Source organism: Streptomyces javensis (assembly GCF_039525925.1).
GTDB lineage: Bacteria > Actinomycetota > Actinomycetes > Streptomycetales > Streptomycetaceae > Streptomyces > Streptomyces asiaticus.
The window spans coordinates 162,215-177,781 of sequence record NZ_BAAAIF010000010.1 but is presented as its reverse complement, the minus strand read 5'-3'; the positions used below and the strand labels follow the sequence as shown (position 1 = coordinate 177,781).

The window sequence follows — 15,567 nt, the reverse complement described above, 5'->3', positions numbered from 1 at the left end:
GACTGTGGGTCAGCGCTCATTGCCCGCCCGCAGCCACGCGATGTACTCGGCGACCGCGCGCTCGGTGTCGTAGGCGGGCGCGTAGCCGGTGTCCTGCCGGATGCGGGTGATGTCGAGGTAGGTCTGCGAGGTGGCTCCGCCGGTGGGGAGGTCGACCCGGGCGTCCGGGACGACCTTCTTGATGGCGGCGATGATCTCGGCGTTGCTCGTGGCGCGACCGGAAGCCACGTTGTACGTGCGGTGGTTGAGGTGGTCCGCGAGTTGGAGGAGTGCGATGGCCCGGCCCGCGTCCTTCGCGTAGCACAGGTCGAGGGAGTCCTCCGCGTACGCGGGCGCGAGGAGGGGCGAGAGATCCGGCTCGGTGCCGCGCGCGGCGGCGTGGACGAGTTCGGGGGCGGCGAAGAACAGCGGGCCGTGCGGCTCGAGCGGTCCCCAGATGCCGGAGATGCGGTAGTTGATGATCTCGATGCCGGTGGCGTCGGACAGGTGGTCGTTGAGCAGCTCGCCGATCTTCTTGAAGGTCGGGATGAGGTGCCCCGAGCTCAGCGACACGGGCATGTCCTCGGTGAGCGCGCCGCCAGCTCCACCGCCGCCGTAGACACCGATCGTGCTCGCGACGCCCACCCGCCGCACGCCCCAGTCCCGCGCGACCTGGAGGACGTTGAGCAGCCCGCCGATCGCCTTGCGTGTGGCCTCGACTGGCTGATCGGGGTCCGGCGGCCAGGGCATGGATCCCGCGAGGTGCACGATGCCGGTGATCTTGTGCCGCGTGCCGACGTCGAGCAACGCGCTCAGATCGGTGATGTCGGCCCGCTCCACCGCGACCGGCGCGTCAAACCGCCCGACCGGCGGCTCGGTGGAGCTGCGCTGGACCAGCACACACTCCTCGCCCGCATCCAGCAGGGCCTGAACGGTGTGGGAGCCGATGAAGCCGAGCCCCCCGGTGACCAGAATCATTCCGGAGCTCTCCTTATTGCGCGGTTGCGACTCCGCCGAAAGCGGATCGTCGTTCCGCTTAATATACGGATCTGCGTTCCGTTTCGTCAACGGTCCTCGGGAGGGGGAGCGGGGCGTGTGCTGAGGCGAGCACTCTTTACTCGCTGTAGAGGCCACATTGAACGGTCCGTGAGGGTCGTCGCCCTAGCCTGGAAGCTTTGTACGACAGGCGCTCAGTTCAGCGGGGGAGGCGTCGCATGGGCAGCGGCGGCGGGCATGGCGGCGGCAAGGTCCTGGACATCAAGGTGGCGGACATCAAGTCGGTCGCGCCGACGTTCCACCACCAGGCGGTGAAGCTGAGTGAGGCGCTGACCACGCTGATCTCGACGCTGGACGGCTATGGGGAGCCGTGGGGGGACGACAAGCCGGGGAAGGACTTCGGCAAGCAGTACAAGCCGAACCAGAAGCACATCGAGTCGGCGGCCGGCATTCTCGTCCTCGGCCTGACCAGCATCTACGAGGCGATGAACGACATGGCGGATGGTCATGTCGACAACGACAAGCTCATCGAGGGCATGTTCACCAAGGCCAAGCACGGGCCGGGCCACGGCGGCGGCCGGTGAGCATCGAAGACAAGGCCAAGGCCCTGCTGATGAAGCTGGGCATGTGGTGGCCGGATGCCAATTCCGGCACCCTGCGCCATGCCGCGGACGCCTGGCGGACGTTCGCCGACAGTGTGGACGATGTGCGGGTCGCGACCAACAAGGCGGCCACGACGCTCATCCACCACAACAAGGGCGAGGCGATCGACGCCTTCGAGACCTTCTGGGGCCGTTACGCCAAGGGCAAGGACGAGGGCTGGCTGAGCAATCTCGCCAAGTCCGCCCGGAACATGGCCAAAGCGCTGGACAAGTTCGCCGACACGGTCGATGACGCGATCGAGAAGCTGTGGACACAGATCAGCATCGATGCTGTCGCACTGGTCGGCGGCGGGCTGCTGACCATCGTCACCGGGGGCGCCTCCGATGGAGTAGCGGCGGAGATCATCGCCATGGCCGCCGGCCTGGGCGTCGCCGTGGAGGAGTCGGTCGCCATCATCGCGGCGGAGATGTTGACGGGCGCGGTCTTCACCAGCGTGCTGTCGGTGACGATCGACGCGGCGGTGGCGCAGCCGGTGAAGATCGCTCTGGGGCAGCAGAAGGGTTTCAGCCTGGACGAGGTCAACCAGGCGGCCAGGGACGGCATGATCGACGGGGGTATCTTCGGCGCCGGGCTGGGGGTGCTCAAGCCCGGTGTGATGCCGAAGCTCACCGGCGTCCCGGACCTGCTCAAGCCGCCGAAGGTGCCCTCGATGCGGCCGAACCTCATCGAGGAGGGCCCGGCCGCCCGCCCGGCCAAGAAGTGCCCGTGCACGGGCGAGCCGATCGACATCGCGACGGGCGCGATGCTGATGGAGCAGACCGATCTGACGCTGCCAGGGTCGTTGCCGCTGGTCTTCGAGCGCACGCATGTGTCCTCGTACCGGGGCGGGGTGTGGTTCGGCCCGACCTGGGCCAGTCTGCTGGACGAGCGGGTCCAGCTGGACGCGGAGGGTGTGGTGTTCGCCGCCGCGGACGGGATGCGGCTGGTGTATCCGGTGCCGGAGCCGGGGGTGCCGACGCTGCCCGCGAAGGGTGCGCGGTGGCCGCTGGAGTGGGACGGCAAACCGGACGGCGTCATGACGGTGACCGATCCGGAGGCGGGTGTGGTGCGGACGTTCGTCCGTCCCGCCGCCACGGAGGAGGCGGGCGCGGTCTATCTGGTCTTGGAGAGCCTCCAGGACCGCAATGGCGCGCGCATCGACATCGAACGGGCCCTGAGCGGCGCCCCGTTGGCCGTGCGCCACTCCGGGGGCTACTACCTGGCCATCGACACCGAGGGCCAGCGGGTCACGGCGCTGCGGCTGCTGGATGAGCCGCCGTCGGTCTACACCCCTGAGCGGGGCCGCGAGGGCGGCACGGTGGTGATGCGCTACGGCTACGACGAGGCGGGCAACCTCACCGAGGTCATCAACTCCAGCGGCACGCCCCTGCGGTTCACCTACGACGGCGAGGGGCGGGTGACGTCCTGGACGGACCGCAACGGCACGTCGTTCCGGTACGTCTACGGGCCGGACGGGAAGGTGGTGCGCACCGAGGGCAGCGACGGTGTCTACAACGGCAGTCTGGACTACGACGACGAGGCGCGCACGACCGTCTACACGGATTCGCTCGGCCACGCGACGTCGTACCGCTACAACGCCGACGGGCAGCTGATCGAGGAGACCGATCCGCTGGGCCACACCACGCTGACGGAGTGGGACGCGCGCGGCGACCGTAAGGTCGCGGTGACCGATCCCCTGGGCCGTACCACCCGCTACGCGTACGACGAGGACGGCAACCTGACCGGCGTCACCCTGCCGGACGGCAGCGAGGCCCGGGCCGCGTACAACGCGTTGTGCCTGCCGGTGGAGGTCACCGAGCCGGGCGGCGGGACGTGGCGCCACGCGTATGACGACACGGGGAATCTTCTCTCGACGACCGATCCGGCGGGGGCGACCACCGCTTACGGTTACACCGAGCGGGGCCACTTGGCCGAGGTGACGGACGCGGTGGGCAACACCACGCGCCTGACCCCGGACGGGGCCGGGCTCCCCATCGCCGTAACAGACCCGCTGGGGCACACCACGAGCGTCCGCCGGGACCCCTTCGGCCGGGTGGTGGAGGCGACGGATCCGGTGGACCATACGACCCGGATGGGCTGGACGACCGAGGGTAAACCGGCGTGGCGCCAGGAGCCGGACGGCGCCCGGGAGAGCTGGACCTGGGACGGCGAGGGCAACCTCCTCACCCACACGGACCCGGCGGGCCACACCACCCACCAGACGTCCACCCACTTCGACGTCCCCGCCAGCCGTACGGAGCCGGACGGCGCGAGGTATGCCTTCGCCTACGACACCGAGCTGCGGCTGACCGAGGTCACCAACCCCCAGGGTTTGACCTGGACCTACACCTATGACCCGGCGGGCCGGCTCACCTCCGAGACCGACTTCAACGGCCGCACGATCGGCTACACCCACGACCCGGCGGGCGACCTGCTGACCCGCACCAATGGCGCGGGCGAGACGCTGCACTTCACCCGGGACGCGCTGGGCCGCACAACGGAACAGCGTGACGAGGCGGGTGCGCGGACGACCTATGCCTACGATGCACAGGGTGCCCTGACGCGAGCGGCGAATGGGGACGTCGAACTGACCCTCGAACGGGACGCGCTGGGCCGGGTCCTGTCCGAGACGGTCAACGGCCGGACGACGACGTACGCGTATGACGCCGTGGGCCGCCGCACCGAGCGCACGATGCCCTCGGGCCTGAGGAGTGTCTGGACCTACGACGAGTCGGGCCGCCCCGCCCAACTGGCGGCGGGCACGGCACCCATCCTGACCTTCACGTATGACGCGGCGGGCCGGGAGACGGAACGCCGGGTGGGCGAGGCGGCGCGACTGACCCAGACCTGGGACGCGGCAGACCGCCTGACGACCCAGACGATCGCCGAGGGCCGTGGCAACGAGGCGAACCGGATCCTCCAGCACCGCTCCTACGCCTATCGCCCGGACGGCTACCTCACCGAGATCCGCGAACTCACCTCGGGCACGCGCCGTTTCGACCTCGACCCGGTCGGCCGCGTCACCGCCGTCCACGCGCACGGCTGGACCGAGACGTACGCCTACGACACGGCGGGCAACCTGACGCGGGCCACGGCCCCTGACCACGCGTCCCCCGGGGACCGGGAGTTCACCGGCACGATGATCCACCGTGCGGGCCGCACAACGTACGAACACGACGCCCAGGGCCGCCTGACCCGCCGCACCCGCAAACTCCTCAACGGCAAGACCCGCACCTGGACCTACACCTGGAACGCCGAAGACCGCCTGACGGACGCGACGACCCCGGACGGCGACCACTGGCACTACACGTACGACCCCCTCGGCCGCCGCATATCGAAACAGCGCCTGGCGGAGGACGGCACGATCGCCGAATCGATCGACTTCACCTGGGAAGACACCCGCCTCGCCGAACAATCCACACCAGAGGGCAACCACACCACCTGGGACTACGCCCCGGGCACCCATCGCCCCCTGACCCAAACCGACCACACGTCACTGGTGCGCGAGCCCGGCGAATCCCTCATAGAGAAATTCACCGGCGCCGATGACGACACCACACCGCGCTTCCACGCCATCATCACGGACCTGGTCGGCACTCCAACGGAGTTGGTCACCGCAGCCGGTGACCTGGCCTGGCAACACCGCACCACCCTCTGGGGCACCCACTTCCCCTCCGGAGCGAGCACTTCAACGGTCGACTGCCCCCTCCGCTTCCCGGGCCAATACGCCGACCCCGAAACGGGCCTGTACTACAACTACTTCCGCCACTACGACCCCGAAACGGCCCGCTACACTGCCGCCGATCCGCTCGGTCTGGATCCCGCGCCTAACCATCACCGGTACGTTGACTCGCCGTTGACGTCGCTCGATCCTCTGGGTTTGAAGTGCGGCGACCCGGTGCCTGTCCCGCGCACCGGTGTGAAGGGACTACTCAAGGATGCGCAGCTCCCCATCTCAGGGCGCATCCGATTCGTGCCTCCAGAAAACACATCAGTCAACGCCGGATTGTTGCGCGGTACCCGGAAGGGCTACATTGACCGATTCGGAAATGAATGGATCAAGGGGCCATCCCGCACTGCCGGGCAGCCCTTTGAGTGGGACGTCCAGCTGAGCAAGACAGGAAGGGCTAAGCTCGGCTGGCTGAGCCGGGACGGTAGCCACTTGAACGTCTCGCTGGATGGGGAAATCACTCACAAGTAGGCCATGGAGTGCTTCCGGGCACGCTTACTCAAGGAATGAATCATGGAAGATCCTCTTCACTTCTACGCGGAGGTCCGGGTCGTCGCTTGTCCCGACCGGCCGGAGCTGGAGGGGGTTGTCGGTGCGATCGTCGGCATCTCTGAGCCGCCGAACCCTGACACCGCTCCGAGCTTTGGGGTGATGCTTGACGGGTTCGACGTCGTTCGCGTCTTTTCGAGGGAACAAATTGCTCCGACGGGGCAGGACCGCCAGGAGTCGGATTATTACTGACGCCCCGCTTTGGCTCGCGGGGACGTCTGGAGCCTGAGCCTGGGCTCATCAGCCCAGGCGGTTGGAGGGCCGGTAGTCGGCCGCGGCCTATGCTGGGCGCGTGACATCGAAAGGCGAGCAGGGACCGGCGCTGCGGGCGGACGCGGCGCGGAATCGTGCCCGGGTGTTGCGGGTCGCCCGCGAGCAGCTGGCCGCCGGTGATGACTCGCTTCAGCTGAATGCCATCGCCCGGCTCGCCGGGGTGGGCGTAGGGACCGTCTATCGGCATTTCCCCAATCGTCACGCGCTGTGGGAGGCGCTGTCGGCCGAGCGCTTTCAGGAGCTGGTCGACGCGGCCCAGGCCGCGGCCGCGGACGAGGACGCCCTCGCCGGGCTGCACCGCCTGCTGCGGTTCGCCCTCCTGGAGGCGTCGGAGGACAGCGGATTCGCGGCCGTTCTCGAGTCCGCCAGCGACGCCGACGCGCAGACCGCGGCACTGAAGGCCGAGCTCGACGGGGCCGTGGCGCGGCTGCTCGACCGGGCCCGCCGTAGTGACGCCATTCGGCGTGATGTCGAGGCCGACGACGTGCGCCGTCTGCTCTGCGGTATCGAGCACGCCATACGTTCCGGCGCCGACGACAACCCGAAGCGCGCCGAGGTCTATCTCGACGTCCTCCTCGAGGGGCTGCGGCCGCCGCGCTGACGGCGACAGTTCTTCAGCCCAGCAAACTCCGCCCCATCCTCAAACCGGATAGGTATCCGGTTGTGCTAGCGTGCCCTTATTGGAGCGGATAGCTATCCGGTTACGGATGGCGAGGCGGCGGAGGGCAGGCCCATGGAGCAGCGAGCAGTCGTGACGGCGGGGACCGGGGGGATCGGTCTGGAGACCGCGATGGGGCTGGCGGCGCGCGGGTTCGCCGTCACCGTGGTGGGCCGGGACGCCGAGCGCGGCGCCCGCGCGGTCGAGCGGATCGCCGCGGTTGCGACCGGCGGCGAGCCGCACTTCATGGCGGCCGACCTCGCGTCCCTCGAAGACGTACGGGCGCTCGCCGCCCGACTCGCGGCCGAGGGCCCGTTGAAGGTCCTGGTCAACAACGTGGGCGCGATGTTCGCGGACCGGCAGCGGACCGTCGACGGCATCGAAGCGACGTTCGCCGTCAACCACCTCTCGCCGTATCTGCTGACCGAATCACTCCTCGACCAGCTCCGCGCCGGCGGGCCGAGCCGGATCGTGAACGTCAGCTCCGGTGCGACACGTCTCGCCAAGCGCACCTTCGACGCCGTCGAACCGCCCGGTGGCTACTACGGCTTCCACTGGTACGGCCGGGCCAAGCTCGCCAACCTCGCCTACACCCTTGACCTGGCGGAACGCCTGCGCGGCAGCGGTGTCGCGGTCTTCGCGGCCGACCCCGGCGGCGCCGCGACCGACATGACGAACGGCACCATGCGCACACCGAAGATCGTCTCCCCGGCGCTGCGTCTGCTGTGGCCGCTGGTCCGCCGGGCCATCGAACGCTCCACCGCCGGACCCGCGGCCTTGGCTGCCCGGTCGTCCATCGCCGCCGCGACCGACGCCTCCCTCGACGGCCGGACCGGCCTGCTCATCGGCCCCGAGGCCACCCCCGTCCCCGCCTCTCGCGCAAGCACCGACCGCAGGACGGTCGAGAGCGTGCTCAGGCTCAGCCGCCAGCTGGCACCCGTTGGCGACGATCGCTGACCGAGCGGTCCGCCGACCGCCCCGGGACGCCGACGCCTAGTACCCGGCTTCCTCGACCTCGACCTCGCCACGGGCAACCCCTGCTCTGGAGACCGCGACAGCGGCGACCGCCGTCGCGGCCAGGGCGGTGCTGACCCAGGCCGCGTCCCGGTAGTCGCCCGTCGCCCCGGTCGCGACGCCCGCGACCAACGGGCCCAGGAAGGCACCCGCGTTCAGCGCGACCGTGGCGAACGAGCCGCCCAGCGAAGGGGCCTGGGGTGCGACATGCATGACGCGGGCGACGAGCGTTGAGCCGATGCCGAACGACAGGGCGCCCTGGACGATCGTCACGGCGAAGAGCGGGGCCGTATGCGCACTGGTCGCGGCCAGCACCGCCCAGCCCACGGGCAGGACGCACAGCGCCAGGAGCAGGCCCCTCCCCAACTCGCCGTCGGCCGTGCGCCCGGCCGTGGTCACCCCCACGAAGGCGCCGACCCCGAACGCGGCGAGGAGGGCCGGGACCGCGGCGGCCGGGAGGTGGGCGATGTCCGTGGCGATGACGGCCAGATAGGCGAAGGTCGCGAAGGTCGCCCCGTTCACCACAGCCGCGAGGACCATCGCCCACCGCACCCGACGCGACCGCAACGCACCCGCCTCCCGCCTGACCGAGACCTCCGCCCGGCCCGCCGCGTCGGCGGGCGCCTGACGGAAGACCAGCGCCAGCGCGGGCAGACACAGGGCGGCCACGGCCCAGAACGCGGAACGCCACCCGGACCAGTCCCCGAGCAGCGCCCCCGCCGGGACGCCCGCGACGCACGACAGCGTGACCCCGGACAGCAGGACCGCGGTGGCCCTGCCGCGCCGCTCCCCGGGGACGAGGGCCGTCGCCACGGACATCGCGACCGCAAGGAAACCGGCGTTGACGATCGCGGCGACGACACGCGTCCCGAAGAGCACCGCGAAGTCCGTCGTGACCGCCCCGATCACATGCACGACGACGAACGCCGCCAGAAAGCCCGCCAGCGCGCGCCGCCGTGGCCAGCGCGCGCTCAACGCGGCCATCACCGGGGCGCCGACGATCATCCCGATCGCATACGCGGACGTCAGACTCGCCGCCGCCCCCACCGATACGGAGAGGTCGCGGGCGATTCCCGGTACGAGACCGGACAGCATGAACTCGGACGTCCCCTGCGCGAACACGGCAAGCGCCAGGACATAAAGGAAGACAGGCAAGAGGTCGACTCCAGCGATGAATGAGCGAATGCGGACAAGAGCGGCCGCGTGCTGGACGCTGGACGTCGGACTACGTCACGAGCCCGAAGCGGAACCAGACACACGGAGTCGTGTCCGGTCGCTGGAAGCGAGTGGAAGCGAGATCGACCCAGGAGTCAGGTCAGTGGTCAGAGAACGACTCGCCGCCGAGCGACCGGCGGCTCCGTTCTGTCTGATTCAGGGCTCATCACGTCGGGTACCGTACCCAGAACCCCCACCGAGATCAATCCGATTTCGGCGCGCCCCAGCCCCTCCGGTACGCGGCCCAGTCGCCCGGCGTCGCCGCGAAGTCCACGTACAGCGCGACGCCGAACCGCTCGCGGCGCGCGTCCTCGCGGCTCAGCCCGAGGCGGGCGCCCCGGACGGCCGCCGCCACCGTCTCGGCCGACTCGTGGTGGCCCATGTCGTCGGTGTGGAAGGCCGGGAGGCCCATCAGCAGGTCGGTGCCGCGCGGGGTCGCCTCCAGGGCCAGTCGCGTCTGCTGCGCCACATAGCCTCCGTACAGGCTCTCCATGGGCATCGCCGTGTCGTAGGACATCACCGCGATCTGGTCGACCCGGCGGGCGACCGCGCCGAAGTACGACTGCGACCACCACTTGGGGTGACCGGCGACGAAGCCCGCGACGGAGTGGAGGGAGGGGAGCGGGTCGATCTGGTGGGCGGCCACCGACAGCGGGGCGCGGTGGGCGCGGGTGACCGCGTGCACCGCGTCCAGCAGCGACAGGTAGTCCCGGTCGCCGGAGTGCAGGGGCTCCAGATCGAAGTGGACGCCCGCGAACCCCGCGTCCAGCACCTGGCGCGCCGAGCGTACGACGCGTTCGCGCGTCGCCGGTTCGCCGAGGTCCAACCCCGTCTCGCCCTCGGTCGACAGCACATCGCCGAGCCACGCCTGAACACGCACCCCGGGCAGCTCCCGCCGCACCGCGTCCACCAGCCACCGGGCCTTCGGATAGCGCGCCGCGGACAGGCCGCCGTCATGCTCCAGCGGGCCCGCGTGCACATACAGATCCCGGACGCCGGTGCCGCGCACCCGCTGGACCAGCTCGGCCAGCTGAGCCTCCCCCTTGCGCCCGTCCACCCAGGCATGCCCCAGCCACACCGCGTCCCGCTCACGGGTCCGCGTCCCGGGCGCGGGATCCCCCGCGTATTGCAGCCGCAGCGACACCCCGGCGGTCAGCACGGGCACCACCAGCAGTACGACGGTGCCCGCCGCGATGCGTTTGGGCCACCTCAGACGCGGTTGGGACCAGCCCCGCACAAACGCCGACCGCCCCCGCCCGAGCACGGAGCCCGCTCGGCGCAGCACGCGGACAGAGGTGCGGTCGGGGTTTTCCGAGGGCATCGGCGGTCAGCCTCCGTCGTAGGACACGACCGTGCCGTGCAGGGCGTCGGCGACACGTGACCCGAGGTCGTAGTCGCAGAGGTTGACGGTCCAGTTGCCGGCCGTGACCAGGGTCGCGGGCACGCCCTTGTAGGCGATGGCCTCGCGCAGCACCGCGTTACGGTCGGCGTCCGAGGCGTGCAGGGCGAGGGTGGCGCAGTTGGGTGAGCCGGTGTCCTTGCCGGTGGTGCAGGTCAGGACGGTGTCCGAGCGCTGCTTCCGGTCGTCGCAGCCCACCGCCGCGGCGAGGTCGTCGGCGAGGGCGCCGACGGTCCGGTAGCGGGGGGTGCGCGGGATGTGGGGGAGCGGATAGTCGGGGATCTTGGCCTTCTTGGGCGGCAGTACGACGCCGCCGAGAGCGGCCGCGACGCGGTTCGCGAAGCGGGGCTCGGTGACCCATACGAACCAGTGACCCGCGGCGACCAGGGTGTGGCTGGTCGGCGGCTCTCTGTGGGAGGCGATGGACTCGCCGATCTCGTCGCGGCTGAACTTCTCCGGATTCAGTACCTGGATGTCGTTCTCGAACTTGATGCCGTCGATGACGGAGGCGCATCCGAGGCCGCTTCCTCCGGCACTGCCGCCCTGCGAACGGCGGGTGATCTCGCATGGGACGCCCCCTGCCTCGAGGGCTTGCACGACCGCGTCGGCGTCCGGGTACTCGGGCTTCGTGGGCACATTGCCCGGCATCGTGGCGCTCGGGCTGGGCGACGAGTCGGCGCCGTCCCGCGTGGTGTTGCCGCACGCGGCGAGGACGGCCATGGCCACCCCCGCCGCGAACACGCTGATCACTCGCTTCATGAACTCACTTCTTCAGGGGTCCTAGCCCGTCGCCGAGGGACGCGGTGTGAGACCGGGGCTCGGCTCGGTCGGCTTCTTGCCACCGTCCCCGCCGTCCCCATCGTCGTTCTTGCCACCCGAGGACGGCGGGGTGGGGGACGGCCCAGGCTCCGGCGACGGAGTACCGGGCTCCGGCTCGCCGGTCCCCGTGCCGGGCGTCTCGCCGCCGTAGACCGGGTCGATGGTGAACGAGTGCCCCTTGGGGGTGGCGCCCTCCAATTGCTCCAGGGCCTTCTGGCGCTCCTCGTCGCTCAGGGCCTCCCACGCCTTGGCGTCCTCGAGGCGCGGCTGGAGCTTGTCCCAGTTCTCGCCCCGGGTCTTGATGTCGCCCCCTCGGTGGTCCGAGTCGTCTCCGTACTGCTCGTTCTTCTCGCGGACGTCGGGCGTGTCGGCGGCGTAGAGCACGAACAACTGCTTGTCCGTGTCCGAGCCGTACGGATTCTTCCGCAACTCCTGGAGGTAGTACGCGCTCAGGCGGATGTCCTCGTTGGGGTTCTCCTCGATGTACTTGGTGAGTTGGGCATCGCTGAGGTCTCCCAGATAGGTGCCGTCCGGCGTGGTGAACGCCTGTCGGTGTTGTCCAATCACATTACGGGCCGTCCCCAGCTTCATATGCGTGATGCCGAGCGACTTGTCCGGCTTGATCGTCTGCTGGAGCGTCCAGTTGAACATCCTGCCGATGCTCGGCAGGAGACCGCGGCCGTCCTTGTCGTAGTTCTGGTACCACTGCTGCTCCTGCCAGAGGATCGACAGCAGCAGCGTCTTGCTCATGCCGGTCTCCTTCGCGGCCCGTTCCACGGCGGCGAGCTGCGCGGGGGAGACGTTGATCGGATGGGGGCCGTCGGGCGCTCCCGTCAGGCGCAGTGCGATGGCCAGCGGGCTGTTCTTCTTCAGCGCCTCCTTGACCAGCTTCGGGTCGGAGATCTCCGTGAGGCCCCTGATGGTCCGCAGCGCGGCCGACGCCGTGGTGTCGGCCTTGGTCGCGCGGGACAGGGCGCCCTCGATGATGCCCTGGGCGTGCCGGACCGGCTCGGACTGGCTGTCGTCACCTTCCCCGGAGGCCACCGGCTTGGAGTGGGAGACGCGACCGCTGTCGTCGACGGTCAGCTCATGGTCCGTGGCGTAGCCGAGCGCGCTGTTCAGGTCGCGCTGGGCGGCCTCGATCTCGTCGGCCAGGTCGTCGTAGACGCGGCACAGCTCGCGCAGCGCCAGATGCGCCGCCTCGTAGTCCTCGGCGTGCTTGACGAAGGTGCGGCGGGCGGCGAGCCCCGCGTCGGACACCCACTGCTTCTCGATCGTGCGAGCCACGTCATCCCGGGCGAAGGTGCCGATCTCCTCGCAGTGCTTGGCGGCGCTGAGGGCATCGGTGGCGGCGTCGCGCCAGGCTTGCGGGCTCGCGGAGCGGAGGTCGGGTACGGAGACCATCAGGCGCCCTCCAGCCAGCGGGCGTCCTTGCGGAGCTCCGCCTCGATGGAGAGATCGGTGTCCATGTAGTCGTCCATGGCATCCGTGATGGCGGCGGCCGCTTCCCGCGCCGACTTGCCGAGCTCGTGCAGGCGGTTGCGCCATGCCGTGACGCACTCCTGGTTGGGCTTCGCGACCGCCCAGCCCGAATGGGCCTTCCCGGCGGCCTCGGGGTCGTCCAGCTTGATCTTGTTCTCACCCGTCGCGCTGGCGGTGTGGAAGGCGCCCGCGGTCTTCTTCGGGGACGGCGGATCGATGAAGAGGTCCGGCAGTCCCGGCAGATCACCAAACAAGGACATCAGGCTTTCCCCCAAGTAGCCGTAATGTTCATGTACTTAGCACCGTACTCGGCGCCCCGCCGAAGGGCAGGGTGCCGCGCGTACGCGTGTGGTTTCAGTACAAGGCTGTGACGGGCCCGGGGGAACGGGGGAAGCGGACCGCACCGCGGGGTGACCCTGTGGAGTGGGGGCTGACCCACCGGCGTGGGGTCAGCCCTGGGATGCCTTAGCCGCGGCGCAGTCGCCGCAGGTGCCGAAGATCTCGATCGTATGGGCCACGTCCACGAAGCCGTGTTCGGCGGCGATCGCGTCGGCCCACTTCTCGACGGCGGGGCCCTCCACCTCGACCGCCTTGCCGCAGGCGCGGCAGACCAGGTGGTGGTGGTGCTCCTCGCTGTTGCACCGGCGGTAGACCGCCTCGCCCTCCGTGGTGCGGAGGACGTCGACCTCGCCGGCGTCGGCGAGGGACTGGAGGGTGCGGTAGACGGTGGTCAGGCCGACCGAGTCGCCCCGGTGCTTGAGCATGTCGTGGAGCTCCTGCGCACTGCGGAACTCGTCCACCTCGTCCAGTGCCGCCGCCACCGCGGCGCGCTGCCTGGTGGACCGGCCGCGTACTGGGGGACCGGCGGTCGCCACAGCTGCCTCCTCAACCTCGCATGCTCCGTCGCCCTCGGGGCTCTCTCCGCGCCCGCTGCGCTTTCTGCCCGGCCATTGTGCCAGTTATCGCTCGGGGAACGGACGAGAGTGATGGGATGGGCGACGGAGTCGGGCGGTGGCCGGGCAGTCGACGGTGAGCGGTGGACTATACGAGTACATCGTCCCTCAGAGTGCATCGTTCCTCGGCCTCGGCCACCCGCCCCGCGCGTCTTTTCGCCAGGGGCGCGGCCAGGGCCGTGATCACGGCGAAGACGCCGATGGCGAGGACGACGATGCTGGCTCCCGGCGGGACGTTCTTGTAGAAGGAGAAGACCGTGCCGGACAGGGTCACCACGACGCCGATGGTGATCGCCAGCGCCAGCGTCATCGCGAAGCCCCGGGTGGCCTGCTGAGCGGCGGCGACCGGGACCACCATCAGGGCGCTGACCAGGAGCAGGCCGACGACGCGCATGGCGACGGTGACCGTGACGGCCGCGGTGACGGCCAGCAGCAGGTTGAGCGTGCGCACCGGGAGGCCGGTCACCCGGGCGAACTCCTCGTCCTGGCAGACCGCGAACAGCTGGCGGCGCAGCCCCAGGGTGATCAGTACGACGAAGGCGGCGAGCAGGGAGATCGCGACGACGTCCTCGGGGGAGACCGTGGTGATCGAGCCGAAGAGATAGGTGGTGAGGTTGGCGTTGGAGCCGGTCGGCGAGAGGTTGATCAGCAGCACACCGCCCGCCATCCCGCCGTAGAAGAGCATCGCGAGCGCGAGATCGCCGCGGGTCTTGCCGTACCAGCGGATCAGCTCCATGAGGATCGCGCCGAGGGCGGAGACGGCGACGGCGGTCCACACCGGGTTGGTGCCGGTCAGGAAGCCGAGGGCGACGCCGGTGAGGGCGACATGGCCGATACCGTCGCCCATGATCGCCTGGCGGCGCTGGACGAGGTAGATGCCGACGGCGGGCGCGGTGATGCCCACCAGGACCGCGGCGAGCAGGGCCCGCTGCATGAAGGCGTAGTCGAGGATCTCGAGCATCTCAGGTCAGCAACCCTGTCCGGATCGGTTCGGCGTCGGGCGCCGCATGGGGATGGACGTGATCGTGGCCGGGCAGCGCGTGCTGGCCCACGGCCTTGGGCGGCGGTCCGTCGTGGACGACGCAGCCGTCGCGGAGCACCACCGCGCGGTCGATCAGCGGCTCCAGCGGGCCGAGCTCATGCAGGACGAGCAGGACCGTGGCGCCGCCGGCGACCTGCTCGCGGAGGGTGCCCGCGAGGATCTCCTGGTTGGCGAGGTCGACCCCGGCCATCGGCTCGTCCATGATCAGCAGCTCCGGTTCGCCCGCGAGGGCGCGGGCGATCAGTACGCGCTGGTGCTGACCGCCGGACAGGGCGCTCACCGGGTCCCGGGCGCGGTCGGCCATGCCGACGAGCTCCAGGGCCCGCTGGACGGCCGCCCGGTCGGCCCTGCGTGGCGGCCCGAACCGACGGCGGGCCAGCCGCCCCGCGGAGACGACCTCGCGCACGGTCGCGGGGACGCCGCCGGCGGCGGTGGTGCGCTGCGGTACGTAACCGATCCGGGCCCAGTCGCGGAAGCGGCGGCGGGGGGTGCCGAAGAGGGTCAGCTCACCGCCGCTGAGCGGCACCTGGCCGACGATGGACCGTACGGCGGTGGACTTGCCCGAGCCGTTGGCGCCGAGCAGCGCCACGACCTCACCGCGGCGGACGGTCAGGTCGATACCGCGCAGCACGGGGCGGCCACCGAGGGTGGCCGTCGCGCCGCGCAGGGATATGGGATCCGCGGCCGGGTCCGTCGCCGGGTCCGCGGCCGGGGTCGCGGCCGGGCCCTCGGTCACCCGGCCGGATTCCTCCCGGGCCACCCGCGATTCCCCGGTCACCCCGGATCCCCGGGTCTCCTCGGCTTCCATGGCTTCCT

The 15,567-nt window shown here is 70.3% G+C and carries 14 protein-coding genes; 5 read left to right on the top strand and 9 right to left on the bottom strand.

The window, feature by feature from the left end:
* Nucleotides 1-9 precede the first annotated feature (9 nt).
* The gene (locus ABD329_RS12625; protein ID WP_198275066.1) at nt 10-957 is read right to left on the bottom strand and encodes an NAD-dependent epimerase/dehydratase family protein; all 948 of its coding nucleotides are present in this window, start codon (nt 955-957) and stop codon (nt 10-12) included.
* Nucleotides 958-1,193: 236 nt separating this feature from the next.
* Here ABD329_RS12625 and ABD329_RS12620 point away from each other — a divergent pair, with 236 nt between their 5' ends.
* From ABD329_RS12620 to ABD329_RS12600, 5 genes are all read left to right on the top strand, one after another.
* Nucleotides 1,194-1,559 (top strand): hypothetical protein, encoded by a 366-nt coding sequence (locus ABD329_RS12620; RefSeq protein WP_198275067.1) that lies wholly within the window; start codon nt 1,194-1,196, stop codon nt 1,557-1,559.
* Nucleotides 1,556-5,818, top strand: coding sequence for a polymorphic toxin type 17 domain-containing protein (locus ABD329_RS12615; RefSeq protein ID WP_198275068.1), 4,263 nt, complete (start codon nt 1,556-1,558; stop codon nt 5,816-5,818). Before ABD329_RS12620 ends, ABD329_RS12615 begins: the two co-directional genes overlap by 4 nt.
* Nucleotides 5,819-5,860: 42 nt before the next feature.
* Complete coding sequence (locus ABD329_RS12610) at nt 5,861-6,088, top strand: hypothetical protein (protein ID WP_198275069.1); 228 nt, start codon at nt 5,861-5,863, stop codon at nt 6,086-6,088.
* Nucleotides 6,089-6,188: 100 nt separating this feature from the next.
* A complete protein-coding gene (locus tag ABD329_RS12605) occupies nt 6,189-6,770 on the top strand; it encodes a TetR/AcrR family transcriptional regulator (RefSeq protein WP_309142597.1) in 582 nt (193 codons plus the stop codon).
* 132 nt (nt 6,771-6,902) lie between these two features.
* Nucleotides 6,903-7,784 carry an SDR family NAD(P)-dependent oxidoreductase gene (locus ABD329_RS12600; protein WP_198275070.1) on the top strand — a complete coding sequence of 294 codons (882 nt, stop codon included), beginning with the start codon at nt 6,903-6,905 and terminating at the stop codon, nt 7,782-7,784.
* Between the two features lie 36 nt (nt 7,785-7,820).
* Here ABD329_RS12600 and ABD329_RS12595 read toward each other — a convergent pair whose 3' ends face one another.
* The 8 genes from ABD329_RS12595 to ABD329_RS12560 all read right to left on the bottom strand — a co-directional run bounded on the left by ABD329_RS12595 (nt 7,821) and on the right by ABD329_RS12560 (nt 15,559).
* Nucleotides 7,821-8,996, bottom strand: a complete 1,176-nt coding sequence (locus tag ABD329_RS12595) for a Cmx/CmrA family chloramphenicol efflux MFS transporter (protein WP_198275071.1) — start codon at nt 8,994-8,996, stop codon at nt 7,821-7,823.
* A 262-nt stretch (nt 8,997-9,258) separates the two neighbouring features.
* Nucleotides 9,259-10,377, bottom strand: a complete 1,119-nt coding sequence (locus ABD329_RS12590) for a glycoside hydrolase family 18 protein (RefSeq protein WP_198275072.1) — start codon at nt 10,375-10,377, stop codon at nt 9,259-9,261.
* A 6-nt stretch (nt 10,378-10,383) separates the two neighbouring features.
* Entirely contained in the window at nt 10,384-11,214 is an 831-nt protein-coding gene (locus tag ABD329_RS12585) for a hypothetical protein (protein WP_198275073.1), read from the bottom strand.
* Nucleotides 11,215-11,235: 21 nt separating this feature from the next.
* Nucleotides 11,236-12,678, bottom strand: a complete 1,443-nt coding sequence (locus tag ABD329_RS12580; protein WP_198275074.1) for a hypothetical protein — start codon at nt 12,676-12,678, stop codon at nt 11,236-11,238.
* Nucleotides 12,678-13,016, bottom strand: a complete 339-nt coding sequence (locus ABD329_RS12575) for a hypothetical protein (protein WP_198275075.1) — start codon at nt 13,014-13,016, stop codon at nt 12,678-12,680. The genes ABD329_RS12580 and ABD329_RS12575 overlap by 1 nt, the downstream gene beginning before the upstream one ends.
* A gap of 189 nt (nt 13,017-13,205) precedes the next feature.
* Complete coding sequence (locus tag ABD329_RS12570) at nt 13,206-13,631, bottom strand: Fur family transcriptional regulator (RefSeq protein WP_020871449.1); 426 nt, start codon at nt 13,629-13,631, stop codon at nt 13,206-13,208.
* 166 nt (nt 13,632-13,797) lie between these two features.
* A complete protein-coding gene (locus ABD329_RS12565) occupies nt 13,798-14,670 on the bottom strand; it encodes a metal ABC transporter permease (protein WP_198275076.1) in 873 nt (290 codons plus the stop codon).
* 1 nt (nt 14,671) lies between these two features.
* Nucleotides 14,672-15,559, bottom strand: coding sequence for a metal ABC transporter ATP-binding protein (locus tag ABD329_RS12560; RefSeq protein ID WP_246618127.1), 888 nt, complete (start codon nt 15,557-15,559; stop codon nt 14,672-14,674).
* Nucleotides 15,560-15,567 lie beyond the last annotated feature (8 nt).

Bases quoted from the DNA above. Each gene is read 5' to 3' on its own strand.
- ABD329_RS12625 (WP_198275066.1), bottom strand. From the start codon at position 957: ATGATTCTGGTCACCGGGGGGCTCGGCTTCATCGGCTCCCACACCGTT.
- ABD329_RS12620 (WP_198275067.1), top strand. From the start codon at position 1,194: ATGGGCAGCGGCGGCGGGCATGGCGGCGGCAAGGTCCTGGACATCAAG.
- ABD329_RS12610 (WP_198275069.1), top strand. From the start codon at position 5,861: ATGGAAGATCCTCTTCACTTCTACGCGGAGGTCCGGGTCGTCGCTTGT.
- ABD329_RS12600 (WP_198275070.1), top strand. From the start codon at position 6,903: ATGGAGCAGCGAGCAGTCGTGACGGCGGGGACCGGGGGGATCGGTCTG.
- ABD329_RS12590 (WP_198275072.1), bottom strand. From the start codon at position 10,377: ATGCCCTCGGAAAACCCCGACCGCACCTCTGTCCGCGTGCTGCGCCGA.
- ABD329_RS12585 (WP_198275073.1), bottom strand. From the start codon at position 11,214: ATGAAGCGAGTGATCAGCGTGTTCGCGGCGGGGGTGGCCATGGCCGTC.
- ABD329_RS12580 (WP_198275074.1), bottom strand. From the start codon at position 12,678: ATGGTCTCCGTACCCGACCTCCGCTCCGCGAGCCCGCAAGCCTGGCGC.
- ABD329_RS12575 (WP_198275075.1), bottom strand. From the start codon at position 13,016: ATGTCCTTGTTTGGTGATCTGCCGGGACTGCCGGACCTCTTCATCGAT.
- ABD329_RS12565 (WP_198275076.1), bottom strand. From the start codon at position 14,670: ATGCTCGAGATCCTCGACTACGCCTTCATGCAGCGGGCCCTGCTCGCC.
- ABD329_RS12560 (WP_246618127.1), bottom strand. From the start codon at position 15,559: ATGGAAGCCGAGGAGACCCGGGGATCCGGGGTGACCGGGGAATCGCGG.